Below are 23,238 nucleotides of genomic sequence, written 5' to 3'. Positions count from 1 at the left end.
GGCGCCGAACGACTTCAGCGCTTGTTGTAGTGCATGCCCTGCGAGAAGAAGACGGTCTGCGTGCCCGCGGCAACCGTCAGCTTCGGGGCATTGTTCACTTTCTTGGCCATTTTCGTCCCTTTCCCGACCCCCCAATGGGATCTGTTGAAAGATCCCCACAGCGGGATCCGCATGAAGAAAGGTAAGGTCGAAAGAGTTAATGGTTTGTTAAAATTGTAGTAAAGCCAACGTGATCTAAAATATCTTTCTTGGTGGTAAAGTCTAAAAAATCGATTTTGCTCAAATATGGAGTAGGCAATCGCTAGCATACGCTTTTTCGGGATAATCTTATTCTTATTTAGCGTAACCGATCCGCTAGCCCAGCCCGTCCCGGGCAAGGCTGACGACGAGCTGATCGATGCCCGGGTCGTCAAGCTTGATGACATGCGCCATGCGGATCGCATGGCGTGGCCGAATACCGGACATATCCTGCCGCATGATGACTGATACGAATGCCGGCCCAGCCTCGGTCAGAAGCATGGCCTTGCCCGTCAGCACCGGTTCGGAGATGGGCGCCCACTGCACGGAGATTAGCGACGGTTCGCCGGTCTGGCGGCGGTTGACGCCGCTGAAATAGATCCAGTTCAGGCGTGAGATCGCCACGCCATAGTGGTTGACGCGTGCCCGCGCCCATGTCGAGCCACGGCGCTCCGACCATCCGGTCACCCTGCGGAATGTGACCAGTTCGGCCTCGCGCCGCACGAAGGTCACCGACCGCATCAAGAGGTCGGAACGGGTGGGGATGGAAAAGTAGGTGAAATAGGTGCCGCCCGCGATCGATGGGGCGGGTGGGCGGATCATCTGGTTGAACAGGCTTTCGGAAATCGGCGGCAGGCCGGGATCCCTGGGCTCGGGGGTACCAGGATCCTGGTAGAGTTCCGCTTCGTCGATGCGGAAGTAGTCGCAGATCAGCTTGGCAGTGGCTTTGTTCGGAACGGTCTGCCCCTGCAGGTAACGCTCGAACTGCGTGCGGTTGATCCCCAACTCACGGCATACCGCGCTAACGGAGGCATGGTCCTTGCAGAGCCGTCTGAGATTTGCAGCGAGGTTCTCGCGAATGGACACGTCTTTGCTTTCACAGGCGAATTCTTCATTTCGACTCAGGAATCCATATAGCGCCTTCGGTCGCCCCCGCCGAAACGCCTTGTCACAACACACAGAAAAAACTGATTTGGGAACGCCAGTCTAATGGGACGGCTTTCAAAAAAAATAGCGCCGATTCCGGCAGCGGCCATCGCCATAAGTCCAATTGACAATTGCCTTGCCGCGGAGATGGCGAAATCACCCATGGCTTTTTCCGGGGGCTTTGGCGCCGAACGCCGCATCGCGGTGTATAGGATGGTGCTTGCGCCCTGGTGGCGCAGCAGAACGGCGGAAAAAACCGATTGTTCCGATGGTGGAGCTGAGGTCCACCGAACTAGCGTTTCCAGCCGTCCCACGCCGTCTCCGCTTCCATTGAAAATAATGTGCTTTTCCCGTTGAGCGTCTAGGACCGTCCCACATTGTATTGTACTATCCCCACTTCGAAGTGGGGATAAAAGTGGGGATGGATGGCCCGGACGCTTCACAAACTATCTGACGTCGCCGCGAAAGCCGAAAAGGCGCCAGGTCGTCACAGCGACGGCGGAGGGCTCTATCTGTGGGTTTCTCCCTCCGGCTCAAAGTCTTGGCTGTTCATGTGGACCAAGGATGGCAAGCGGCGTGAAATGGGCCTGGGCGCGTATCCCGTTGTAACCCTTGCCAAGGCCCGAGCGAAGGCCGGCGAGTGCCGCACTGCGGTTGAGGAGGGCCGCGATCCGATCGCCGAGAAGGCGAAGGAAGCCGAACCGACATTCGGCGAGTGCGCCGATAAATACATCGCCACCGTGAAATCCGAATGGCGGAACGCGAAACACGAATATCAGTGGAACCAGACGCTCACTAGCTTCTGTGGAAGTCTCAGGCCGAAGCGCGTTTCCACCATCACAACCGAGGACGTGCTGAAAGTTCTGTCTCCGATCTGGCGGGAGAAAGCTGAAACGGCGTCGAGGCTTCGCGGTCGGATAGAACGCGTTCTTGAGTTCGCGAAGGTGAAGGGCTGGCGATCGGGAGAGAATCCGGCAGCCTGGCGCGGCAACCTTCGAAACCTTCTGCCGAAGCGCCAACGCCTTCAGCGCGGTCATCAGCCGGCAATGTCGTATCAGGATATCCCAGCATTCGTGACGCGGCTCAAGGCGCTAGAGGCCACTTCGGCTCGCGCATTGGAATTTACCGTGCTGACTGTTGCCAGATCCGGCGAGACGCTTGGCGCGGAGTGGAAGGAAATCGACTTTAAGGGCAAGCTCTGGAATGTGCCGAAGGAACGGATGAAAGCAGGCGCACCGCATACCGTGCCATTGTCCACGCGAGCGTTTTCGATCTTAGAGGCGTTGTACGAACATCGAGGGGAGTGTGAATACATTTTCACCCGAGACGGTGAGAATGCGCTTTCCGATATGTCGATGATGATGTTGCTGCGCCGAATGAAGCTGACCGACATCACAGTCCACGGCTTTAGATCCGGTTTTCGCGATTGGTGCGGCGACGCCACGTCGTTTCCAAGAGAAGTTGCTGAAGCTGCCCTGGCGCATAAAGTCGGCGATGCCGTGGAACGCGCCTATCGCCGCTCCGATGCTCTGGAGAAGCGCCGCAAGTTGATGCAGGCGTGGTCGGACTATCTGGCTGCACAGAAGCCAAGCAATATTGTGAATCTAGATGAGGCCCGAAAGGCCTAGAAGAATCCGCAGGGATAGGACGGCCATCTGACAAGCCGGCATCGCCACCGGTTTCCCTGCGGCACTTATGGTGTAATCGCAAAGGTGAGCGATGACTAAGGGCAATCCTCCGTCCACACTTGGAAATGCCGCTATGGAGCGCATCTTGGGCCGCGTGGCCGCCGCCGGCCCATCTCTGCCAAACGCCCAGCATGAAACCGATCCTGTTGCGCTCGCCCGTTCTATATCTTGGGCATACACTCATCGAGAGATTCATCCCGATCTAAACAGCGATGCTCGTAGCCGCAACCGCTTCGAGGCGCTGGATAAGGTCCGGCGATCTGCAAGGGCCATTCTTCACACAATCGCGGATGCAAAATTGCCGATCAACTCGCTGGAAGGCTATTTCCCATTCAACGACGATAGTGGATTGCCCGATTTCGAACAATTGATGGCGGGCATTCGGCACCTCGCATCGGCAGCAGAGCAAGAGCGGGCCCGCCTGAGGCGAATAGGGCGAAGCGACACGGCACCCCTTAATGTTGGAAAGCCAGAAAGCGATAACGCGGACACGACGCCGGGAGATGTTTTTATCAAGAGGCTGGCGAAGGCTTACAGGGACGCCTTCAAGGAAGAGCCCGAGGTAAAATTTACGTCCATTCGTGAAGCGTCAGGCCCCTTCGTTGCATTCGTCGCGGCGGTTTCTGAAGAGATGGAAGATCCTATGTCTGCTGAAGCAATCCGCAAAGCCTGGGAAAGAGCGTCCGGGCCCGGACAAAGAGCCTTAGAAATCTGAAGGCTGTCCGGGGAAGGCATCTCCCTCGCATGCCATCTCTGAAGCGTCGAAACAACATGACGCTGAAAGGGATAGCATCGAATGACTAAGTTGGCTGCCACGATCAACGAGACGGTCGAGATGAGCGGACTTTCCCGCTCAGCTATTTACCGGGCCATCAAGGAAAACAGACTTCCGAAGCGGAAAAATAATGGCCGCTCCCTGATACTCGTCTCTGATCTTCAGAACTTCCTCAACAGCCTTCCGGTTTCGGAGGCGTAAACGATGACCGAAAAAGAAAAGACCGCCAGCCTGGCAGGGCGAAGCGGTCTGGTAGATTGGAATGTTGTTGAGACATCCTTCTACTCCACCGGCTCACAAATGGCAATTGCGATCGATGACGGCTCCTACGCCGTTGCCAAGATCTCAAGCCGTTTTCACGTTCCTCCATCCACCGCATTCGAAGTCTGCCGTATGGCAGGGCTGGGGGGTGCGGTAATGGCCAGGAAAACGAGCATTGCCGAATATCGGAAAAGGCAGCCGGCGCTCACTGCAGAACGCGCACTTGAACTGCTGATTTACGATCCCGAAACTGGCGCGCTCCGGTGGCGCGTCCCGCGAGGCGTCGCAAGCGGCGCCCTGGCGGGGACCAGGACCGCTGACGGCTATACCCAGGTCGAAATCGACTACCGGCTTTACCGGGCGCATCGCGTCATCTGGCTGATGATGACGGGCAAATGGCCCAAGCATCTGGTCGACCATAGGAACGGCATGCGCGCCGACAACCGGTGGAAAAACCTCCGCGAGGCCACACCTCTGCAAAACGCCAGAAACCGCAAGCCGGGGAAAACCAACACAAGTGGCACGGTTGGCGTTTCCTTTATCGCCAGCCGAAATAAATGGCAGGCGTTTATCGGTCTCGATAACCAGGTCGTAAAACTCGGCCACTTCGAGGAAAAAACCGACGCGGTATCAGCGCGACGAGAGGCAGAGCGACACCACTATGGCGAGTTCGCCTCGGAGCTTTCATCGGAAGGTGCCGTCTGATGAGCGCCCGCACCTTCACCAAAGTCGCGCCGGCCGTTTGGCGGTCCCGCCGCTTCATAGGGCTGCCTGACGAAGCAAAGGTTGGCTTCCTCTACCTGCTGAGCAATGCACATGTGACCAGCGCGGGGGTTTATGAACTCCCGCGCGGCTATGCCTGCGCCGATCTGTGCTGGACAGATGCGGCATACGAGAGCGTTCTCCGGGAACTCATCGAGGTGGGGTTGATCGACCATGATCGCGATCGCGATATCATCCTGATTGAACGCTGGTTTCGACACAACCCACCAGCAAACGATGACCATGCCACCGGCACGCGCCGCCGGCTCCAGGCGATCGAAAGCGACAAGCTGCGAGAGAAGGCAGTGGCCGCGTTCGATGAGGCCAACGAAGTCAGAATTCAGCGTGAGGCGCAGAAGGCAGCAGAGAAGGCTGCCAAGGCCTCCGGCAACTCAAAGTCGGTGGCCCAGATCATCGGCAACACGTCTCGGCTGATGGAGACCCGACTGATGCGAGGTGGTCAATGAGACGGTGCAGACACCGTGTCGTGAGGGTGTGCACACAGTCTGTAGGGGTGGTTTCACACCGTGTGACACCGTGTGCACATACCAAGACCAAGACCGAGACCTTAGACCGAGACCTTAGACCGGAGGAAATCGCGAAAGCCGAGATCGTCACCAACGTCGCATGGCTTGGGAGGGAAGAGGCGCCAGGACCGACCGTCAGCGTCCAATCCCCCTTCACCAGGCTTCTAGCATTGCGGGTTAGGCTTGTGGCTATCGGGGAAAGACGGTTAGATTGGGAATGAAACGTTTGCACTTCAGCATCTTGACGATAGGCTGCCTGGCACTGGGTATCGTTGCTATCGAGGCGAAGCCGGTTCAACTGACCGCCGATCAAATCGGAGTCGTCGAGCAGACCATAAGATCCCTGCTGAAAGACCAAACGAACGTAAAATTCGGCAAGCCCGGTGCCACGACATCTTCAACCGGGTCAGTCATTGTTTGCGGTAGGTATTATGCAAAGAGCGGCTTTGCAGGGTATTCCGGCGAGACAGCCTATAGGGGCCAGTTCGATAGCGCTGACACCGGGACAAAATACCTGCCAGCCTTCGACATTATCACAATGCCTGAAAATCAATCGGAAACCGACGATCTGATAAAGCGCTGCGCCAGTTTAGGGGTCGATGTGCCGCCGATCGGCAAATAGCCTTGTCTCATCGGTCGCAATCGGCGCTCGGCGCTGGTCGTCTTGGAACTTCCGTCAATGGCTTGGGAAGGAAGAGCCGCAGAGCCGTTCAGGCGCTTTCTTGCATCTGCTGGGGCTCTCGTAGGACATAACCCCGGCCCCAAACGGTCTCGATGAAGTTCTGGCCGCCGGAAGCAGCGGCAAGCTTTTTGCGCAGTTTGCAGATGAAGACGTCGATGATCTTCAGTTCAGGCTCGTCCATGCCGCCATAGAGGTGGTTGAGGAACATTTCCTTGGTCATCGTGTTGCCCTTGCGCAGCGAGAGCAGCTCCAGAATCTGGTATTCCTTGCTAGTCAGGTGTACGCGCTGGCCGCCGACCTCGACGGTCTTGCCGTCCAGGTTCAACACCAAATCGCCGGTGGTTATGACGGACTGGGAATGCCCCTTCGAACGCCGTACAACTGCATGGATGCGGGCCACCAGTTCGTCCTTGTGGAACGGCTTGGTCATGTAGTCGTCGGCGCCGAAGCCGAGGCCACGCACCTTGTCTTCTATGCCGGCCATGCCGGACAGTATCAGGATCGGGGTCCTCACCTTGGAAAGGCGAAGCGTCCTCAAGACTTCGTAACCCGACATATCGGGCAGAGTCAGATCGAGCAGAATGATATCATAGTCGTAGAGCTTGCCGAGATCGACGCCCTCTTCACCCAGATCAGTCATATAGATATTGAAACGTTCCGACTTCAGCATCAACTCGATGCTTTGTGCAGTTGGTCTGTCGTCTTCAATCAGCAGAACGCGCATCTTATTGCCTTCTGGGGTGACGGCGGCTCGTGGACTGCCTGAGACCGTGAGCGCTGAGTAGTGGCCGAAGCTGACATCGAATGGTTAACAAATCCTCACTTCGCGCAGTGCCCTGCACCAATCGTTAACGATAAGTGCATTGGCCAGAGGATATGCCGTGCAGACAGTTTCCCTAATTCCCGGTGCTCCGGACGCTAATCCATTTCTCAAGTTTGGTGTCTAGACTTCGAAAACTATTTGCGAGTGCGTGTGATTTTAGGAATATTTTTGCGTTTTTGACACCGCGCGCCCAAGGCTTCCGTCCGGAATGGACACCCGGGGATACGGTGGGATACCCAAAGACACACTAGGACAAGCCATTGAAATAATTGGCTAAATTTGCATGACAGGCTGTTTTCGGCTAGGGTGCTGTCATTACGAATTTGCGGCTAATTGGGACTCACTGGAACTGGGATCGGCTCGGTGTTGATTTGCATTTCAAAAATGGGGAATACCGAGTCGTGGCGGCAGACTACGCGCCCCAGAAGGGCGAGAGGCTTAAGCGCACCGTCCTGAAATCAACGGCCCAGGACAGGGTCATTGCCGCTGGAAAGTGGGCAGAAGCATTTGCCGAACTGATGGCCAATCCAGTTATGTTTGCACGCTGGTACGTGCCGTGTCGGCCGGCAGTCTATTCCGACGACCCCGACACCGTGAAGGTGATCCAATCTCTCGGCCTAGATCCCGCCGAGATTCTTGCACCGGAGACGGTGTAGCAATGCCCCGCAGTTCTTCCGGGGTGTTTGTGCAGCCGGCGGGCACCGCAGGCGTGCCGAACACGCTCATCCAGAGCACGCCCTATAATGCGCTTGCGGCCGACATCGGCAACGAGATTACCGGCTCGCTGCCTATCTCCGGCGTCAAGGCAATGGGCGCCAACCTCCCGATGGGCGGGTTTCGTGTCGTCAATGCGGCTGACCCGTCTGGGGCCCAGGATGCCGCAACGAAGAATTACGTCGATACGACATTCGTTGCCAAGGCTACCGCCCGAGAAGTCCTTACTGCTGCTCGCACCTACTATGTCCGAACCGACGGCAATGACAGCAACACCGGTCTTGTCAACAGCGCGGGCGGCGCTTTCCTGACCATCCAAAAGGCCGCCAACGTTATCGCTGCGCTTGATTGCTCTACTTTTCAGGCGTTCGTACAGGTTGTTGACGGGACATACACTGCCGGTACTTCCCTTCCTCCCTATCTCGGTTCCTTGCCGCCAGTAATTAAAGGCAACAACGCCACCCCCGGAAATGTGATTATCAGCACGACCGGCGCAAATTGCTTCACCAATGCCAGCGGGCAAACGTGGAGTGTCCGCGACATGGAATTGCGGTCGACGACGACGGGCATCCATCTGTCATCGACGAGCGGGCTTATCCAGTATCAGAATATTCGCTTCGGAACGTGCGCCGAGGGTCATATTTTCGCCTTCGGCGGCAAATGCCAGGCTACCGGTGCATATTCGATCGTCGGCAATGCGCAGTATCATATGGCTGCAGTAAACGGCAGCGTTGTGGCTAATGGCATAACCGTCACGCTATCAGGCACGCCAGCATTCTCCGATGTCTTTGTCCGAGCCGGGCGGGCTGGTGATATCGATTGCTTCTCCAGCGCTTTTTCTGGGTCCGCAACGGGTCAGAGGTATGACGCCCTCACTGGCGGCGCGATCTTCACCAATGGCGCCGCCATTACTTATTTCCCCGGGAGCGTTGCCGGCGTGGCTAGGCTTGGAGGGAATTACTTCTAATGGGCGCCTTCAAATCAGACGACCTCGCCGGCTTCTGGATCAAGGCCACGGTTTCCGCTGGCGTGCCGACGAACGCCGCTAGCTTCAATGTTGGCAGCATCACCGATACTGGCTTAGGCATTCTGACCGTCACACTGACGACGGCCTTTTCGACGGCCAACTGGTGCTGTCAATGCGCGGCCGAACTTACGGCGACAACCTACGCCGTTGCCAATGCGCGGCGCACCAATATCAGAAACGCAGCGCAGGCGGCGGGCAGCGTGGCAATCGACTGCATCGATAACACGGCAACAACCAACTTGGCCGCCGATCCTACGGCTTGGCATGTGGCCGGATGGGGGACGCAATGATGGATGCTTCGGCAATAGTCGCGGTCAGCTTTCAGGACGGAAGCGTTGGCCGGATGCAGCTTTTCGGCGGATCGGCCGATGAGGAGATCCAGGTGCAAGTCGACCAAAATACCGAGACCTGGGCCGCCATCGGCCTGAAGGCGGTTTCGTGGCATCGCTGCGAGTTGACCGATTTCCCGGTTGATCACCATGATTTCCGCAATGCATGGACTGTCGCTGACGGTAAGATTGTGGTCGATCTGGAGAAGGCCAGGGAAGTCACCAGACAGCGCCTACGGGCGGAACGTGCGCCGGTCCTCGCAGAAAAAGATATCGACGCGTTCAAGGCCATGGAAGCCGGGGACACTGCAGCATTGGCCGTGGTCTCTGCCGAAAAGCAGCGCCTGCGCGACATCACCCAATTGCCGGCGATCGAGGCCGCAAAAACCATCGCTGACCTGCGAGCGGTAAAGCTCGGTGGTCAGCAGTCCCCGGCGACCTCAACCCCTCAACTATCCTCGCGCCGTAAGGAAACACCTCAATGCGCCTGACTGATCAGATCATTGTGCGAATGTCCCCTGAGGAAAAGCGCCACCTTTTCGCAGTCGCCCGCTCTCGTCACATGACGCTAAGCGAGCTGATCCGTCGTGCTGGCAAATTGTGCGAAACGGGCGCCCTCTAAGATGGCCAACTGGTGGGACTCTTCGCCTGTTGTAGTGCCGCAGGTGCCGACAACTCCGGCGTCGGCGAATGACAGCGATCAGTGGTGGAGCGGGTCTCCTGTCGTCGGCTCTCCCAGGCTTGTTCCGGTCGACCACGACCCTTGGGCGCCGCAAAATATTCCCGCGCCTCCGCCCGGCTTTGTTCTCCAGTCGGCGCCTGCCGATGGCAACTCGTCGAGCGGCCAAGGTCCGGACATTCCTGCTCCGCCTCCCGGCTTCAAGCTCGTACCAGTCGACCATGATCCGTTTGCCGAGCCATATGGTGCTCCGCCTCCGGGCGTCATCATCCATGGCGCTACCACGGACTCAATCTCCGATCGGCCGGACCTCTCAATCGTTCGTCCGAGCGACAATGGCGGCGACCGAAACACGGCTATTCAGGATATGGCGCTGCTCAAGCGAGCCAGTTCTGGGCTCGACAGTACGCGCGCCCTCGCCCCCACATTCCAGGGCGTTTCCCTTGGCGGCGGCGACGAGGCGGTTTCAGCTGCTGCTGCGGCTATCGCGGCGGCCAAAGGGAACAATTTTCAGGATAACTACGATGTAAATCAAGCCGCTCAAAAACAGGTGCTGGATCGCCAGTTTGCGGAACACCCTTATCTTTCAGCAGGTGGACAGTTGGCGGGCGCTTTGCTTCCGGGTCTTGGCGGTGCCGCACTGGCGTCCTCAGGCGCGCGGATCCTTGGCGGGGGCATCTTGCCGGTGCTGGGTGCAAACGGCGTTGTAGGTGCCGGCATGGGCGCTATCCAAGGCGCTCTGAGTGCCGACCCCGGCAATCGCCTGGCAGGCGCGAAGACAGGCGGCGAATGGGGTGGCGGACTCGGCGTTGCAGCTGTTCCGGTTGGATCTGTCGTAGGAAAACTCGTCGGCGCGGGCGCGCGAAAGGTCATCGACGCTTACTACGGCTTGATGCACGGGGGAATTGTCCCGGGACAAGCCGCGAAATCCCTTGTGGCCAACCTTGCTCGACAAGGCGACACCGTGTCCTCCGCTCTACAGAAACAGGCGGATCTCGGGCCGGGTGCAGTGTTGGCTGACACCGGGCCAGCCGCGCAAGGCCTCGCGGCTCGTATGGCGACGACTGAGACCGACGTTTCGCCTCAGATGGCTCAGAACCTCGCGGCCAGAGCGGACCAATTCGCACCACGCATCAATTCCGCGGTGGATTCCGCAGCTGGGCCGGATATCAACGCTCCTGCGCAAATGAGCGCCCTCAAGGCGACCACGGCGGCAAACGGCGCGGCAAATTACGCGAAGGCAGCAGCGAATACGACGCCGATCGATGTAACTCCTGTGATCGCGCAGATTGACTCGCAGGTTGTTCCAAGCCAGATGGCGGGGAATGCGATGGATCCTATTTCCAGCGCTCTCCTGAAGGCTCGCAGCTACATCGCCGGCAATAACTTCAGCAAAGGCAGCCTGGAGGTCCTGCACCGCGCACAGGACGCGATTGATGATGCGGCTTCGTCTGCCTTCCGCAGCGGCGACAACGCGCAGGCGCGCGCCCTGTGGGGCGTCAGGACGAAGCTCTTGAACCAGATGGACGCGGCGAATCCCGAGTATGCTGCGGCCCGCTCTCAGTATGCGTCCGACAAGAGCATCGAAAACGCTTTCGAAAATGGCCGCTCGATCTTTGCCCCACGGGTGGATGGCAAAGTCTACGATCCAGATTTGCTTGAGTCCCGCCTGGCCTCGATGTCTCAGCCCGAGAAGGACGCTTTCCAACTCGGCACGCGCAAGGCGCTGACGGACACCATGGGCCAAGCGCGAACCGATGCGGCCGGCGTCAAGACGCGCCTTGCGAACGAAAACGGCTATGCCACTCAGAAGCTGAGGCAGGTAATCGGCGATCCGCAGACCGATAGCCTACTCAAGGAACTCGACAGCCAAGCCGCAATGCAGGCGACGAACAATGCCGCTTTGAACGGCTCAAAGACCGCGATGGCCACTGCGGCCGATGCGGATATTCCGCAACCGAAGTTGCTCAACCAGGCAGGAGCGGCAGCGGGCGGACATGGCGGTGGGGCTCTTTCCGGTGTCCTCATTGGCGAGCAACTTGCAACCTCCCTCGGTTTGCCACCGGTTCTAGGATCTGTGGCCGGCCTTCCGGTGAGTTGGCTTGCCGGGAAGGGCTCCCGCATGGTGGCAGATGCAATCAACTCCGGACGCGCGGCAGCCAATACCGTCGCTAGGTCGAGCATGGCGCAGGTTCTTACGTCACCAGCACAAAAGAACGTTATGGACGCGCTCCTCGCCTATGAACGGTCGTCGCCTGTAGCGTCCGCTATGAGCGAGAAAGCCAAGATGATTGCGCGGGCTATGATGATGGAGGGTGGCGCAAATGGGCAGACACTAGCGCCCGCTATCGTGCCTCGCCCGACGCGCAGCTTCCAATTGCCATGGTAGGCGGCCGGCACGTCGATTGCGGATATAGCCAACAGCCATCATGGCGACGAATGCCGCAATCATCACGCCGAAACCGGGCCAGCCAAACGCCTGGGAGGTCCAATTGGTGATGGGCCGAAGGACAAGCCCGACGACCCACATCATCGGAATAAAAACGGCAAGGCAGAGCGCGTAGTAAAGCCATCTCGGGATCATGGCCGAGAACATAGGAGAGAATCGATGAATCGGAAAGAGATGAAGGTGATCCAGTCAACGCGGCCCAATGTTGTTTTCAGTGAAGTTTCAGCGGATTGCCGTTTTGCGACCCGACATGCTTCACCAGCTTTTCTAGGAAGAATCCGTGCGGCCCTGCTCGTAGTTCTGACGGCATATCGTCCAATATGACCTGCAAGCTTCCTTTCAGTTTCTGCTCGTCGATCGCCCCCTGTTCGATCAGCGAAAAGATTATCGCGTATAGCGCCCCGAAGAGCCCCGCACCTTCGTCGGTCGGTTTCCAGTCCATTCGCTTCTCCTGAAAAGAGGATCATGCCGTCAGGATTTGGAAGAGTCGAGAACGCGCGTTTCAATACTCCGTAAAGGCGACAAGGAACTGAGAATGGCCAGACCAAGTGAATTCACCAATGAGATAGCCACCGCAATCTGCGAAAGGTTGGCGGAGGGGAAAAGCCTTCGTTCGATCTGCCTTGCGGACGACATGCCCTCTAAGACAACAGTGCTGCGCTGGCTACTCGATCCAGATCGCTCCGAATTTTGTGACCAGTACACGCGTGCGCGTGAGATCCAAGCCGACATTCACGTCGATGACATGGTGGATATCGCCGACGATGGCAGCAACGATTTCAGCACCAAGGAAAATGCGGACGGATCGACCTATCAGCAGGTCAACAGCGAGCATATCCAGCGGTCGCGCCTCCGCGTCGATACTCGCAAATGGGTTGCGGAGCGCATGCGGCCCAAGAAATACGGCAACAAGGTAATGACCGAGCTGTCAGGCACGGTCGAAACTTCAATCGGGAGTCTGCTCGCAGCCGTGGACGGAGCCACAAGGGGCCTCCCGGGCGGAAAGTGACACACCTCACGTCAAAATGATTGGCCTTCACGGAGATACGTCTTTGAACACGGTCGTTCCGCTCAAGAAACAACCCGCCGCCTCGCCCCAGAATGGCGCCGATATGTCAGTGCCGGCCATCTCGCCCGAGAAGGCTGAGCGCGAAAAGGCAACACTGGCCAAGCACTATGCTCGGCGCAGAAAGGCGCCCGTCGTACCCCGGATCAAGGTTTCCGGCATCCAGATAACGAACGACCATCCCGACCAAGATGTCGGCTGCGCTCTGCTGAAGGAAGCAATGGGCACCACCAGCGACGATTTCGCAAAAGGCATGATCGGGCAACTGGTCAACATCGGCAGCCAAGGCCAGGTAGTGGACGAATCCGGCACCAACTTCGCCCTTGCAATCGTTGGCGGCATTGCACCTCAGGACCAGGTCGAGGCGATGCTGGCCGCCCAGATGGCAGCGGTGCATATGGCGACAATGACCTTCGCCAGGCGGCTTGCGAACGTAGACACCATTCCGCAGCAGGACAGCGCAGAGAAGACGTTCAACAAGCTCGCACGCACCTTCTCGGCCCAGGTAGAGGCGTTGAAGCGCTATCGCAGCAAGGGCGAGCAGCGAGTCATTGTGGAGCGCGTCACCGTCGAGAAGGGTGGGCAAGCCATTGTTGGCAACGTCGCCCACGGGGGTGGGGTGGGTCAAGAAAATGACCGGTAACCGCATGCAAAGCGCCCACGCTGCCCCGAGGTGCCACGCCAAGAGCAAGCGCAGTGGCGTGAAGTGTCAGGCTCCTGCTGTTCGGGGAAAACAAGTCTGCCGCATGCATGGAGCGCGAGCTGGAGCACCCAAGGGGTCCGCTCACGGCCAGTACAAGCACGGTCGATACACGTGCGAGGCAGTGGCCGCCCGGCGCGCTTATGCCGATCTCGTGGCCTGCGCAAACGAAACGATCCGTAACATTACCGGAGGCGCTTATGAATGACGAGCTTCAGCGACCGACTGCCAGCGGAGATCTTCGACGGGCAACCAGCGTAGCGCAGGAGATGGCTTCGGCGGTTCGGCTAAATTCCCTGGGTGCGCCAACGCAGGGCGATCACCTGCTGAAGTTGCTGGTTAGCCTGATTGGTTCACGATCTGAAACCCCGGCCGACGCACTGGCCTTTGCGGCCACGGCGCGCACCTTGCTACCGTTGGCATTCGCATCTGTTAATGATGCTGGCGAGCGCATGGCGACCGAGTGCGTCCACCACCTGATTGATCGCACTATTGAAACCCTGGAGAGCATTTCCGGCCTTCGGGCCGAAACATTCACCGGAGCGGGGCCGGCGGTGAATTAAGGTTGCTGTTTACTTGTCAAAGCCTGACATTTCGGCCCCCGCTAGCGCCGTTCGCACCCTGCTCAGGAGATATCGGATCAACGCATTTCGAGGGCCTGGCGCTCGCCGAACGACGCGTTGCTCCGATAATATGACTGGTAGGTGCGACAGCGTTCGTGATCATGGAAAGTTGTGTAGACCGCATATTCGCCTGTGAGTTTAAACACGATGCCGTTTTCATTCTCAGGCGTAAAACTCGCAGACCTAAGCCTGAAAACCGATACATCACCCATGTCGAATTCTGGTCGCGGCGCATTGGTCGCGCCTGGGCTCTGATCATAACCCGACGAAAAAGCATAGAACCGAGCCATGGCGTGTTCTATTTTCGCTCTGAAAGCTCGGTCCTTTTGCGCCCTAACGGACTTGGACAGGACTTCATATTCTTGGTCATCAAACACCTGATTCGTCTTTTCTCCACCGAATATCGTACGGCGCAAGATCAACATTTTTGAAATCTCAACGTACCTATCCGCCACCTCGTCTTCAGAGAATGAGAACATTGCTGCCTCGTACGGCACAAAATGTCTGGTCCCCAGTAATTCGAACTCTCGGTAGTATTTGAATTTCTGGGTTATCGAATGGAGATCCGCATTGCGCCGCTCGGGATCGGCGGCGACAATCTCCCTCTGATATCGCCACGCCTTGTCATAGGCCGTGAGCATCGTATCCGGGTTGCTTACCATAAGAATATTCGCCATCTCGCGGCGTAGAACCTCAAGATAACGGCCTTCTGCCTCTTCAACGTTTCGCTTGAGTTCGTAAGTGGACGGTTGTTCCAATTCCGCCTTGTCTTTCCTGGCTACCCAAGCGGATCTACCGCAAAGCACGCCAACGCAGAAACCACCAATCAAGCCTATTCCAACGGCGTCGATCATTTGGTCTGTTCCTGTGGACTAAATTATTTCTGGCTAGTAGACATCAAGCGCAACAGCACAGCAAGAACGTTTACAGCGGGCCCGCGATCGGCGCCCGGTGTTCTTCACATGCATTCCTGACTACGAGGGCCAGCAGCGGGAGCGGAACCGCGACTGGAAGCCGGCGTTCGATCGTTAGTTCGATAATAATTCCAACTTGTTGCAAAAGTAGCGCAGACTCTCGGCTAAAAAATGGGCAAAGCTGTACCTGGTCATTGGAGACGACGGCATTGAAACTCGCTCTCATCTGTTCCGCTGCGTTCCTGGCAGCATCTTCGCCAGTCTTGGCGGCCGACCTCGTTGAGCCGGTGGCCGCAATGCCATACTCATGGACCGGCTTCTATGTCGGTGCTCAAGGTGGAGGCGCATGGAATAACAGCCGTTGGTCGCCAGTAAGCACTCCGGGCTTCGTTCCCTTCAATACAAACGGGTCGGGAGTCGTGTACGGCGGCCAGATCGGCTACAATTATCAGATCAACCAATTCGTTATTGGCATCGAGGGTGACTTCGCAGGCTCGACTGTCAAGGGCGACGACCAATGTTCGACCACCGCAGGTACAAACTGCGAGACCAAGCAGGACTATCTGGGTTCGGTGCGCGGACGCCTTGGCTACGCAGTTGACCGTTTCCTGATCTACGGCGATGCCGGTGTTGCCTTCACGAAATACAAATTCGCGGAGACCGATTTTCCGCAGTCGTTTGGTGGCGGGGCAAGGGTCGGCTGGACGGCAGGCCTCGGCGCTGAATATGCTTTCACCGACCATTGGACCGCTGGCGTTGAATGGAACTATTACGATTTCGGCTCGAAAGATGGCGCGAGCAGCCTGATTCCGGCCAACGTGCTCAGCGCTCGCGAGACCGAGAACACTGTCGTCGCCAGAATTAACTACAAATTCTGAGATACGTGTCGGACGCTTAAGCCGAGTTCTTTCGCCAGGCGATAGTGTAGGCGAATTCTTGCCCGCACGCTCCAACGGACGCACGAAGCGCTGTTGAAGACTGTAACATCACCGGCGACGATGCACCGTTCATCCGATGGAATGGGACAGGGGCCGGCGCGGCCGCCTAGATGACCCGCCACGGATCTTCGGTTCGCAACCAACCCCTCCGCCGCTCGTTGCTCGTTGACCTATGCTGGCTGATCCTAGCACCCAGACCATGGCCGCTGCCGAAAGATGGCGGCAATTTTAGCGTTAGCTTGACAACCGTCATGGGCCGAAGGCACCTTGGTGCAGAGGGAGAAACACAGGGGATAATCGTGAAGAAGTACGAGAAGCCGACACTCATCAAGCATGAGCGCCTTTCCGAGGTCACTGCGCAGGTAGTGACATCGAGACCCGTCGCCTAACGACAATCTGACGGACTATCTGACGCGCCCGCTGGCTCCGGCCGGCGGGCTTTTTTATTTGCTCGGCCGTCGCGCAGGGAATTTGAGAATCGTGGCGTCCGGTGCCAGCTCCAGCGGATCATGCCCCGGCTCTTCGTGCCAGAAGACCTGCCTGCGCGGAACAAATTTCGCGCATTGAAGTTAGGTAGGGGCTGGTTAAGGGGGACTCCGCGATGCTTCTTGCCTTGGACGACGCGTTATCGACGGCTGTGTTGGCCGGCAGAGGAGCGGATGCGGAAATCTTCGGCGTGATCGATCTCACCAGTAAAACCGAAACCCGGATCAGCGCCATCAGCTTGGGGCGGGCCATCCAGTTCGTCGCCAACGCATCCGTGCTTGGCTACGATGTTCGCGGCGCAATGGTCGTGTACGGGGAACCTGGAACGCCTAGCTTGAGGGTCTGGGACTGCGAACATCTATGGACGCAATATGGTGGCGCTCTGCTCCAGCCTCCCGAGCACAAGCGTTAAATTCGCTTATCCGTAAGGCGAAGGTGCTTATGCCGTGGCGGGGGACCATTATTCACCACCCGGGGCGACTGTCCCGGAGACCATGCCCGGCTCTAAACTCGGCCCAGAACGGGGCACTCGGGTTTCTTCGGCGATCACCAGAAGCGCCTCTAATGTGACTGCGATTCCGGACATCAGCGCGGAAATATCAGTGTTCCCACCGGGCAACGCTAGTTCGTTCGCCCTGCTTTGCATGCTCGCGCTCAATTCCTTGAGTTTCAGGCGCAGGTCGTCATCCATAGTCACTCTCCGGTTTTAGGCCCGCAGAGGAACGCTCCTACGGACAACCAGTTCCGCAGCGTTTGTGATCGTGGTCAGCTATTCAAACCCGCGTATTTCCAACGGTGACGCCTGGGCCTGAAACAGGTCAATGTGATGGGCAGAGGATGCCCAGACGCATAGACCGTAGGCCGTCGCGAAGGAGATCAGAAGGGCGGTCGCGATAGGTAGACGGTGCATGGCTGGGCTGGTCCTCTTTGTTGCAGACCCGCCTACAACCCCCTGCAACCGGATGAGTTCTCCATAAAATGTTTACCTTAGCCGCATGGTTAAAGAACGGTGTAGGCGATCGGCCGCGTGCTAGCTCGCCCACTCCATTCGCCACTTCAAGTCGATGCCCTGGGTCAAGACCTCGGCTTCATAACCATGTGAGGCGGCAATTCTCGGAGCCTTGCCAACACATCATCGCTTTTGGAATCGTACGGGTATTCCTTCCCGTCGTAGCGGACGTTCCAGCGATCACCTTCCTTGAAGACGTAATACTTCGCACCCGCCATCGGATCTCCCACCGAACACGCGTGGGACATTGCTTAATTAGCAAACCACGGCTGTGACCTCTCTTCAAGCTTGCCCCCGTTCAGAGGGCTTGGCGCCCTGGGCGTCACTGGCATGGCCGCCGCCGCTCCGGGGTCGCTGGTCACCGCCTACTGGACAGACATTTGGCGCATGCTGCGCGGCGGTGAAGGAAGTTAAATTCTTGACGTTCTAGTCCACGCTATATCCCGAGGGTCAGTGCAACACACAGAGCCGGCACGACAACAAGGCCGATCGCCATGACTACTACAACGACAACGCCAAGTCGCTCCGTTCGTCTGACAAGATCCTCAATCTTGTCGTCCTCCGCAGAAAAGACGTGGCCCAGCACCGACGAGGTATCTGGAGCAGGGGTATTGTTATCATTTGCGGCATGACCTGCGCCGTCATGGGCTGTGGTTCTGTCGACAAAGGTCACTGCCTGCCTCGCTTCTAAGGAATCCACTAAGAGTCGCATCCATGACAGGGCGCGCGCCGTCCTCCAAGGGCGGCGCCAAGGGTGCGGTCGTAACGTGCTTGCCGGGCTTCCGTTGCGGGACAGGGACTTCAGTCGGGGGCTCCCCGGACCTTAGCCTCACAGCGGAACGCAAATGCGTGGGCGCCGTTGCTCAACCGTCATAAACTGAAATTGGAGAGCAAAATCATGGCCGACGGCCCTACAGTTGTAAATTCGGGAGGTGGCGGCGGCACTGCGGTCGCCATTGTTCTCGCCATCATAGCAATCGTCGTTTTGTTGATATTCACCGGCGTTATCAACGTCCACGGTGGTGGCGGACAGGACATCAACGTAAAGGTTGAAGCGCCCAAGGTTGAGGCGCCCAAAGTCGAGGCGCCCAAGGCTGAAGCTCCTGCGAAGCCAGCAGCTCCGGCACCGGCTGCCAATGGCGGCTAAAGATTACACAGGGCCGCCAACTAGTTTTGTGCGGCCCGACGCCTATCGCCGCTAATGACAGGAGTGAGGGATAGACAGCCCGTTGGGGTGGGATGAAAGCCGATGAAGCTATTGCTCTGCGCCTTTGCAGTCCTGCTTTTCACGGCCATCGGTTTTTGGCTGGTGGCCGAATTGCTGATTTCCGGACGGTCGTTTTCTTGAGATCGTTATCTTGAGACGGCAGGGAACATGATGATCTTAGCGCCGTCTTCAGGGTCCAGCGGTTTGTGCCCTGGCCCTTCATGATAGAGAACCTGCCGCAAATCGCGCTGATCAACCGACTGTCCGCAGTGGGGACAGGAATAGAAATTGCCTCTTTTTGGCCCGGCGCGCTGCCCTGGCGCTTGCCGGGAATGGGCGGGCCAAGGTCTGATAGCTTCGTCATCACCCGCCTTTGAGTGCGTTGGCCGCACTTTCAGAGAGATTGGTTAGCGATGGCTCAGCAGAGGTAAATACAACACCGGCTGCTTCCAATGCCTGTCGGATGCGTGTTAGATTGCCCGGCCCCGGCATTCTGCGGCCGTTCTCAAACTGGCGAATCGTTTCTTCGCTGAGGTTGGACTTGGCGCCTAGCCTCACACAGGACCAGTTTAATAACGCGCGCGCTGCTCGCGACTGCTCTGCCGTCAGGTGTCGCAAAGTGACATCTCCGCTCCACGGACTTTTCTTCAGAACAGCGGATCGGACGGAAGGTTCCGGCCAACATTTCATTTGCTCCTAATGGAATGGAGAGGGCTATTTTTTGTTAAGGGCCGCGTCTAATCAACGAGCACGATCAACGGCTTGTGCTTCGGCCGTTCGTGCCAAATGACCTGTCGCAGATCGCGCATGTCGACCATCTGGCCGCAGATTGTACAGGAATAGAAGTTGTCCTGTTCGTCGGGATGGTCGCCGCCGTGACGCTTGCCAGGAATAGACGGACCAAGGTCGGATAGCTTCGTCATTTTGCAAAGTCTTTCCGTGTTTCGGCCACGCTAAACTCGTAGATCGCCCCTTCACGCTCCTCGACGACGCGATACCAGTACGGTTGTAAGCCTCGACGTGAGACGGGCCGACCGGCGATCCTTTCGGCTGCCTTTGGGGGATTTTCGTCCTCCACACTTTCGCAGGATAGAACTTCGTCACCGTACATTTTTTCTACCTGATAGACCGGCATGGCTACCCGTCCTTAAGTGCTTTGGCTTACCGCTCCATGGTGTCGCGATCATTGCCGTGCTTTGCGATCAGCTCCCGGACCTGTGGGATAGACAGGCCGAATTTGCTGGCGAAATAGCCGACCTCGTATTCCTGGTCCCCGCTCACTTGGCTTCGGTCCTGATAGCCAAGCTTGTTCTTGTCGTCAGTCATCGTGGTTCTCCCAGCCTGCCATCGACCGCAACGTGCGCCACGCCGATTTGTTTCGCTGGGCATTTCCAATGTCGGAACTATTTTAGCAAAGGCTTATTTAATGGCTTGGCTTGTGTGAGTTCCGTATATGCGTTTGAAGTTCGTCGCGCCGTTGATGCCGACCCTTGTTGAGCAGCCTCCCGAAGGTGACGGCTGGATTCACGAGGTCAAGTTCGACGGATATCGCTCGCAAATGATCATCGACGAAGAGGGGACACGCATCTACACGCGCAACGGCCACGACTGGACGGCCAAATATCGCGACCTGGTGCAGGAGGCGAAGACCCTCGGCGCCGAAAGCGCCATCGTCGACGGTGAGATCATCGTGCTGAACGAAGCCGGCCTGTCCGACTTCGGCGAATTGCGCAAGGCGATCACGCGGCGGCAGCATGACCTGTATTTCGTCGCCTTCGACCTGCTGCATCTCAATGGCCACGATCTGCGCGACATGGCGCTCGAGGAGCGGCGCGAGATCCTGGCCAACATGATCGAGCCCGGCGGCCGCATCCAGTTCAGCGAGCCTCTGCCCGGCGAAGCCAAGGCGATCTTTCATCTGCTCGACAAAGCCGGCCTTGAAGGAATGGTATCGAAGCGGCGCGGCAGCAAATACCGCAGCGGCCCGTCGACGAACTGGTTGAAGGCGAAATGCTATTCCGTTGATGAGTATGATCTGCTCGGCGTCGAACGCGAGGCGGGAAAGCCTGCCTTCGCCTTGATGGCGGATCGGGTGACCGGCCGCTATGTCGGTTCGGCCTTCATCAATCCCAGCCGCGCGATCCGCGAACGGCTATGGCAGCGCGTCCAGGAGCACGCCGGCTCAGCGCCGAAGGGGATGAAGCGGCCGGCGACGCAATGGGTCAAGCCGGGCATCATCGGCCGCGTGAAGCACTTGCGCGGCGAGGAGGATTTGCGGCACGCTTCGTTGCAGGATTTTCGCGAGGAATGATAAGATGAGCGGCAATCCGGATGATTCACCAATTGAACGACGCTCGCATCTCCGGACGGCTGTTCTAAAAGATGGGGCCATCATCACCGAAGATGTGAACATCGCTTGCTCCGTCAGAAATCAGCACGCCCATGGTGCGGAGCTACGAGTGGAGCCGGGCGTGGTTGCTCCCGAGCGGTTCGTCCTGCACGTCCATGCAGATGGTGTCGAATATCGTGCCGTGGTGCGGTGGAGAAGGAACGAACGGCTTGGCGTGCAGATTTATTGAAGGATGCTGGCACCTCCGGCGCAAGGGTAAGGGCTAGTCCGCCAAGAACGGCTTTCCTTGACCGCTGGTTTGACTCGAACCTGTGAGCAATTCACGGACCCAGTTGAGAAGGTCGAGGCGGTCCGAGGTATTGGTGTCGTCGTCCTGTACCGCGCTATAGGCCCGCTGGAAGCGTTCCAGAACGCGGTCCGTGAATTCGGGATCGGTTGTGCTGATCTCTTGAATTAGACAGGTGACCAGGATCGCAATCCCCACCTTGGTGTCCTGCAATTGGTCGTCGATCGTGCTGTTGGATGCCATCATCACTTCCTTGGTGCCCAGCGCGATTTGAGCAATTTTGTAAAAGCTCAGCAACATTAGAACACTCCGCCTCGGGTTTCAGCGCTGATCTCGGCTACGCGCGCCAAAGGCTTTCGCTCGATCCCAAGAAGGATCCGGCGGGCAGAGGGTGGTCGTCACCGGTTAAGCGAAAGCGCCGAGCTTCACGCATTTGCGCAATATTTTGATAGCGCAGCAATTTTATGAAAACTCCGGCCCTACGGTTGCATCAGGGCAGGACCGTACTGGGCCACAACTTCTCGCAGTCTTTTGCCCTCAGGCTCGGGGTGCCCGGTTCTGAAGGAGGACGAAACGTGAGCACGCGCGGCGTGGATGGAACGAGTTGTCGTTTCCTTCGTTCGCTTGGACATCGAGGGCCAAGGCATGCGCGATCCGTTCTTTGGGGAACCCGTGATCATTGAGGCGGCGACGCCGGGCGCGTATCGCACAATCGTCAGCGTGTCTGAGGCGGCGATTTTTATGATGGAGCGATGGCCCGCCGAGCACGGGTCGCTCTACCGAGCTGCGCTGCAAGCCTGTACAGGTCAGATCAATACCTCAGAAGAGATCGAAATGGCCCGCCAGGCCTTTCTCGCTGCGGTACAAGAAGCCGGCATGGTGGTCTTGCAATCTGAACCAAAGCCACAGGCAACGCGTAGAACTCCATCAAATCTAAACTTAGCTGGAAACGGTAAGCGGAAGAACCGGGCGAGGATGGAAGAAGAGGAGGCCTTTCTTGTCCGGTTCCTCGCGCGCGAGACGGGAATTACCGAGGCGCAGGCCAGAGAACTCATCAACGTGGTTGGCACCGACCGTTCGTCCTTGCTCCGCGAGGCCAGGCTATTGAAGGGGCAACATTAGGCCAAATGAGCACGCGCGGCGTAGACTTCCTCGACAAATGGCTTGCCAACAACGTCCCCGAGACGACGAAGGCAGATGTCATCTCGGTTGACGAGCTTACCAACCAGCTGTTGGCCGACGCCGGAGCGATCGGTATCAAGCGCATAGAGATAGACGAGGAAGTCGACAGCCTCTACCGCACGATCCTCGATGCTATCGTGCACTACGACCCGGGACTGCCCGAATGAGCGCCCGTTGGGATGGACTTCCTCAACAATTGGGTGGCGGAACATTTGCCGATTGCCAGCACAGGCGACCCAATCGCCGCCAGCGACTTGGCAGATCAAATGATGAAAGCCGCCCAGGAAGCAGGGATCAAGCCTGACGAGATCAATGAAGAGGTCTGGAGCGTTTTCGAAGTCATCTTCGAGGCGTTACATCGACGCGACGGCAGCCGAACGGGTTGACTCGTTCCCAGTCCGTTCCGACATGTGATGGTTTATGCACAGATTCGACGCACCCCATAAAACTGTCAGGGTGTAATTAAGGTCTCGCTCACGGCCCAAGCGCATCATCGCCATGTGGCCATCTCCATGGCCCTGTCCCTACGCTTTAGCCCGACGCCATACCCTCGGCGGCGGGCTTTTTTATTGACTGGCAGTGCAGCAGTAGGAATAT

The 23,238-nt window shown here is 57.8% G+C and carries 35 protein-coding genes; 23 read left to right on the top strand and 12 right to left on the bottom strand.

Annotated elements, in window-relative coordinates; translation table 11 throughout:
* Positions 1-354: 354 nt before the first annotated feature.
* Entirely contained in the window at positions 355-1,104 is a 750-nt protein-coding gene (locus HB778_RS12865; RefSeq protein WP_183464241.1) for a helix-turn-helix domain-containing protein, read from the bottom strand.
* A gap of 35 nt (positions 1,105-1,139) precedes the next feature.
* Entirely contained in the window at positions 1,140-1,328 is a 189-nt protein-coding gene (locus HB778_RS12860; RefSeq protein ID WP_183464240.1) for a hypothetical protein, read from the bottom strand.
* A gap of 261 nt (positions 1,329-1,589) precedes the next feature.
* Here HB778_RS12860 and HB778_RS12855 point away from each other — a divergent pair, with 261 nt between their 5' ends.
* The 6 genes from HB778_RS12855 (at position 1,590) to HB778_RS12830 (ending at position 5,799) form a co-directional block, all read left to right on the top strand.
* Positions 1,590-2,792, top strand: a complete 1,203-nt coding sequence (locus HB778_RS12855; protein ID WP_183464239.1) for a tyrosine-type recombinase/integrase — start codon at positions 1,590-1,592, stop codon at positions 2,790-2,792.
* Between the two features lie 133 nt (positions 2,793-2,925).
* Positions 2,926-3,567 (top strand): hypothetical protein, encoded by a 642-nt coding sequence (locus HB778_RS12850; protein ID WP_183464238.1) that lies wholly within the window; start codon positions 2,926-2,928, stop codon positions 3,565-3,567.
* Between the two features lie 81 nt (positions 3,568-3,648).
* Positions 3,649-3,828 (top strand): helix-turn-helix transcriptional regulator, encoded by a 180-nt coding sequence (locus HB778_RS12845; RefSeq protein WP_183464237.1) that lies wholly within the window; start codon positions 3,649-3,651, stop codon positions 3,826-3,828.
* A 3-nt stretch (positions 3,829-3,831) separates the two neighbouring features.
* On the top strand, positions 3,832-4,593 hold the full coding sequence (locus HB778_RS12840) for an HNH endonuclease (protein WP_183464236.1): 762 nt from the start codon (positions 3,832-3,834) through the stop codon (positions 4,591-4,593).
* Positions 4,593-5,117, top strand: coding sequence for a hypothetical protein (locus HB778_RS12835; RefSeq protein ID WP_183464235.1), 525 nt, complete (start codon positions 4,593-4,595; stop codon positions 5,115-5,117). The genes HB778_RS12840 and HB778_RS12835 overlap by 1 nt, the downstream gene beginning before the upstream one ends.
* Positions 5,118-5,394: 277 nt before the next feature.
* A complete protein-coding gene (locus tag HB778_RS12830; protein WP_183464234.1) occupies positions 5,395-5,799 on the top strand; it encodes a hypothetical protein in 405 nt (134 codons plus the stop codon).
* A gap of 88 nt (positions 5,800-5,887) precedes the next feature.
* Here HB778_RS12830 and ctrA read toward each other — a convergent pair whose 3' ends face one another.
* Positions 5,888-6,583: a response regulator transcription factor CtrA gene (gene ctrA / locus HB778_RS12825; RefSeq protein WP_183464233.1), complete on the bottom strand. Its 696-nt coding sequence runs from the start codon at positions 6,581-6,583 to the stop codon at positions 5,888-5,890.
* A 500-nt stretch (positions 6,584-7,083) separates the two neighbouring features.
* Here ctrA and HB778_RS12820 point away from each other — a divergent pair, with 500 nt between their 5' ends.
* The 6 genes from HB778_RS12820 to HB778_RS12800 are packed head-to-tail and all read left to right on the top strand — an operon-like array spanning position 7,084 to position 11,820.
* Positions 7,084-7,338, top strand: coding sequence for a hypothetical protein (locus tag HB778_RS12820; protein ID WP_183464232.1), 255 nt, complete (start codon positions 7,084-7,086; stop codon positions 7,336-7,338).
* A 2-nt stretch (positions 7,339-7,340) separates the two neighbouring features.
* On the top strand, positions 7,341-8,363 hold the full coding sequence (locus tag HB778_RS12815; protein ID WP_183464231.1) for a hypothetical protein: 1,023 nt from the start codon (positions 7,341-7,343) through the stop codon (positions 8,361-8,363).
* A complete protein-coding gene (locus HB778_RS12810) occupies positions 8,363-8,713 on the top strand; it encodes a hypothetical protein (protein ID WP_183464230.1) in 351 nt (116 codons plus the stop codon). Before HB778_RS12815 ends, HB778_RS12810 begins: the two co-directional genes overlap by 1 nt.
* The gene (locus HB778_RS12805; protein ID WP_183464229.1) at positions 8,710-9,243 is read left to right on the top strand and encodes a hypothetical protein; all 534 of its coding nucleotides are present in this window, start codon (positions 8,710-8,712) and stop codon (positions 9,241-9,243) included. Before HB778_RS12810 ends, HB778_RS12805 begins: the two co-directional genes overlap by 4 nt.
* Positions 9,234-9,374 (top strand): plasmid mobilization protein, encoded by a 141-nt coding sequence (locus HB778_RS43445; RefSeq protein ID WP_432421248.1) that lies wholly within the window; start codon positions 9,234-9,236, stop codon positions 9,372-9,374. The genes HB778_RS12805 and HB778_RS43445 overlap by 10 nt, the downstream gene beginning before the upstream one ends.
* 1 nt (position 9,375) lies before the next feature.
* The gene (locus tag HB778_RS12800) at positions 9,376-11,820 is read left to right on the top strand and encodes a hypothetical protein (protein ID WP_183464228.1); all 2,445 of its coding nucleotides are present in this window, start codon (positions 9,376-9,378) and stop codon (positions 11,818-11,820) included.
* Positions 11,821-12,091: 271 nt separating this feature from the next.
* On the opposite strand, the gene HB778_RS12795 is transcribed toward HB778_RS12800, so the two are convergent.
* On the bottom strand, positions 12,092-12,322 hold the full coding sequence (locus HB778_RS12795; protein WP_183464227.1) for a hypothetical protein: 231 nt from the start codon (positions 12,320-12,322) through the stop codon (positions 12,092-12,094).
* 93 nt (positions 12,323-12,415) lie between these two features.
* On the opposite strand from HB778_RS12795, the gene HB778_RS12790 reads away from it, so the two are divergent.
* The 3 genes from HB778_RS12790 (at position 12,416) to HB778_RS12780 (ending at position 14,209) form a co-directional block, all read left to right on the top strand.
* Positions 12,416-12,889 carry a terminase small subunit protein gene (locus HB778_RS12790; protein ID WP_183464226.1) on the top strand — a complete coding sequence of 158 codons (474 nt, stop codon included), beginning with the start codon at positions 12,416-12,418 and terminating at the stop codon, positions 12,887-12,889.
* A 43-nt stretch (positions 12,890-12,932) separates the two neighbouring features.
* Positions 12,933-13,589, top strand: a complete 657-nt coding sequence (locus tag HB778_RS12785; RefSeq protein ID WP_183464225.1) for a hypothetical protein — start codon at positions 12,933-12,935, stop codon at positions 13,587-13,589.
* A 257-nt stretch (positions 13,590-13,846) separates the two neighbouring features.
* Entirely contained in the window at positions 13,847-14,209 is a 363-nt protein-coding gene (locus HB778_RS12780; RefSeq protein ID WP_183464224.1) for a hypothetical protein, read from the top strand.
* A 77-nt stretch (positions 14,210-14,286) separates the two neighbouring features.
* On the opposite strand, the gene HB778_RS12775 is transcribed toward HB778_RS12780, so the two are convergent.
* Entirely contained in the window at positions 14,287-15,123 is an 837-nt protein-coding gene (locus tag HB778_RS12775) for a hypothetical protein (protein WP_183464223.1), read from the bottom strand.
* Positions 15,124-15,392: 269 nt separating this feature from the next.
* Here HB778_RS12775 and HB778_RS12770 point away from each other — a divergent pair, with 269 nt between their 5' ends.
* Both HB778_RS12770 and HB778_RS12765 read left to right on the top strand, forming a co-directional pair.
* The gene (locus HB778_RS12770) at positions 15,393-16,061 is read left to right on the top strand and encodes an outer membrane protein (protein ID WP_183464222.1); all 669 of its coding nucleotides are present in this window, start codon (positions 15,393-15,395) and stop codon (positions 16,059-16,061) included.
* 661 nt (positions 16,062-16,722) lie between these two features.
* A complete protein-coding gene (locus HB778_RS12765; protein ID WP_183464220.1) occupies positions 16,723-17,019 on the top strand; it encodes a hypothetical protein in 297 nt (98 codons plus the stop codon).
* Positions 17,020-17,067: 48 nt separating this feature from the next.
* On the opposite strand, the gene HB778_RS12760 is transcribed toward HB778_RS12765, so the two are convergent.
* A complete protein-coding gene (locus HB778_RS12760) occupies positions 17,068-17,298 on the bottom strand; it encodes a hypothetical protein (protein ID WP_183464219.1) in 231 nt (76 codons plus the stop codon).
* 754 nt (positions 17,299-18,052) lie between these two features.
* A complete protein-coding gene (locus HB778_RS12750; protein ID WP_183464218.1) occupies positions 18,053-18,289 on the bottom strand; it encodes a hypothetical protein in 237 nt (78 codons plus the stop codon).
* Positions 18,290-18,514: 225 nt separating this feature from the next.
* Here HB778_RS12750 and HB778_RS12745 point away from each other — a divergent pair, with 225 nt between their 5' ends.
* Positions 18,515-18,763 carry a hypothetical protein gene (locus HB778_RS12745; protein WP_183464217.1) on the top strand — a complete coding sequence of 83 codons (249 nt, stop codon included), beginning with the start codon at positions 18,515-18,517 and terminating at the stop codon, positions 18,761-18,763.
* Positions 18,764-19,186: 423 nt separating this feature from the next.
* Here the strand turns inward: HB778_RS12745 and HB778_RS12740 are convergent, their stop codons facing one another.
* From HB778_RS12740 to HB778_RS12725, 4 genes are read right to left on the bottom strand one after another with little or no spacing between them, the layout of a single operon-like run.
* Positions 19,187-19,513 (bottom strand): helix-turn-helix domain-containing protein, encoded by a 327-nt coding sequence (locus HB778_RS12740; protein ID WP_183464216.1) that lies wholly within the window; start codon positions 19,511-19,513, stop codon positions 19,187-19,189.
* Positions 19,514-19,560: 47 nt separating this feature from the next.
* On the bottom strand, positions 19,561-19,746 hold the full coding sequence (locus HB778_RS12735; protein ID WP_183464215.1) for a hypothetical protein: 186 nt from the start codon (positions 19,744-19,746) through the stop codon (positions 19,561-19,563).
* Positions 19,743-19,958: a hypothetical protein gene (locus HB778_RS12730; RefSeq protein ID WP_183464214.1), complete on the bottom strand. Its 216-nt coding sequence runs from the start codon at positions 19,956-19,958 to the stop codon at positions 19,743-19,745. The genes HB778_RS12735 and HB778_RS12730 overlap by 4 nt, the downstream gene beginning before the upstream one ends.
* A gap of 26 nt (positions 19,959-19,984) precedes the next feature.
* Positions 19,985-20,149, bottom strand: a complete 165-nt coding sequence (locus HB778_RS12725) for a DUF3606 domain-containing protein (RefSeq protein ID WP_183464213.1) — start codon at positions 20,147-20,149, stop codon at positions 19,985-19,987.
* 127 nt (positions 20,150-20,276) lie between these two features.
* Between HB778_RS12725 and HB778_RS12720 the strand changes: the two genes are divergently transcribed.
* Both HB778_RS12720 and HB778_RS12715 read left to right on the top strand, forming a co-directional pair.
* On the top strand, positions 20,277-21,134 hold the full coding sequence (locus HB778_RS12720) for an ATP-dependent DNA ligase (protein ID WP_183464212.1): 858 nt from the start codon (positions 20,277-20,279) through the stop codon (positions 21,132-21,134).
* 4 nt (positions 21,135-21,138) lie between these two features.
* Positions 21,139-21,402: a PilZ domain-containing protein gene (locus tag HB778_RS12715; protein WP_183464211.1), complete on the top strand. Its 264-nt coding sequence runs from the start codon at positions 21,139-21,141 to the stop codon at positions 21,400-21,402.
* A gap of 33 nt (positions 21,403-21,435) precedes the next feature.
* Here HB778_RS12715 and HB778_RS12710 read toward each other — a convergent pair whose 3' ends face one another.
* Entirely contained in the window at positions 21,436-21,759 is a 324-nt protein-coding gene (locus HB778_RS12710) for a hypothetical protein (RefSeq protein ID WP_183464210.1), read from the bottom strand.
* Between the two features lie 345 nt (positions 21,760-22,104).
* Between HB778_RS12710 and HB778_RS12705 the strand changes: the two genes are divergently transcribed.
* Genes HB778_RS12705 through HB778_RS12695 form a run of 3 tightly spaced genes read left to right on the top strand, consistent with a single transcriptional unit; the run spans position 22,105 to position 23,027 of the window.
* Positions 22,105-22,581, top strand: a complete 477-nt coding sequence (locus HB778_RS12705) for a DUF982 domain-containing protein (protein WP_183464209.1) — start codon at positions 22,105-22,107, stop codon at positions 22,579-22,581.
* A 5-nt stretch (positions 22,582-22,586) separates the two neighbouring features.
* A complete protein-coding gene (locus HB778_RS12700; protein WP_183464208.1) occupies positions 22,587-22,808 on the top strand; it encodes a DUF768 domain-containing protein in 222 nt (73 codons plus the stop codon).
* A 12-nt stretch (positions 22,809-22,820) separates the two neighbouring features.
* Positions 22,821-23,027 (top strand): DUF768 domain-containing protein, encoded by a 207-nt coding sequence (locus HB778_RS12695; protein ID WP_183464207.1) that lies wholly within the window; start codon positions 22,821-22,823, stop codon positions 23,025-23,027.
* Positions 23,028-23,238 lie beyond the last annotated feature (211 nt).

Origin of the sequence: Mesorhizobium huakuii, assembly GCF_014189455.1 — a bacterium.
In the GTDB taxonomy this organism is placed as follows: domain Bacteria; phylum Pseudomonadota; class Alphaproteobacteria; order Rhizobiales; family Rhizobiaceae; genus Mesorhizobium; species Mesorhizobium huakuii_A.
This window is presented reverse-complemented; position numbering and strand designations above follow the sequence as displayed.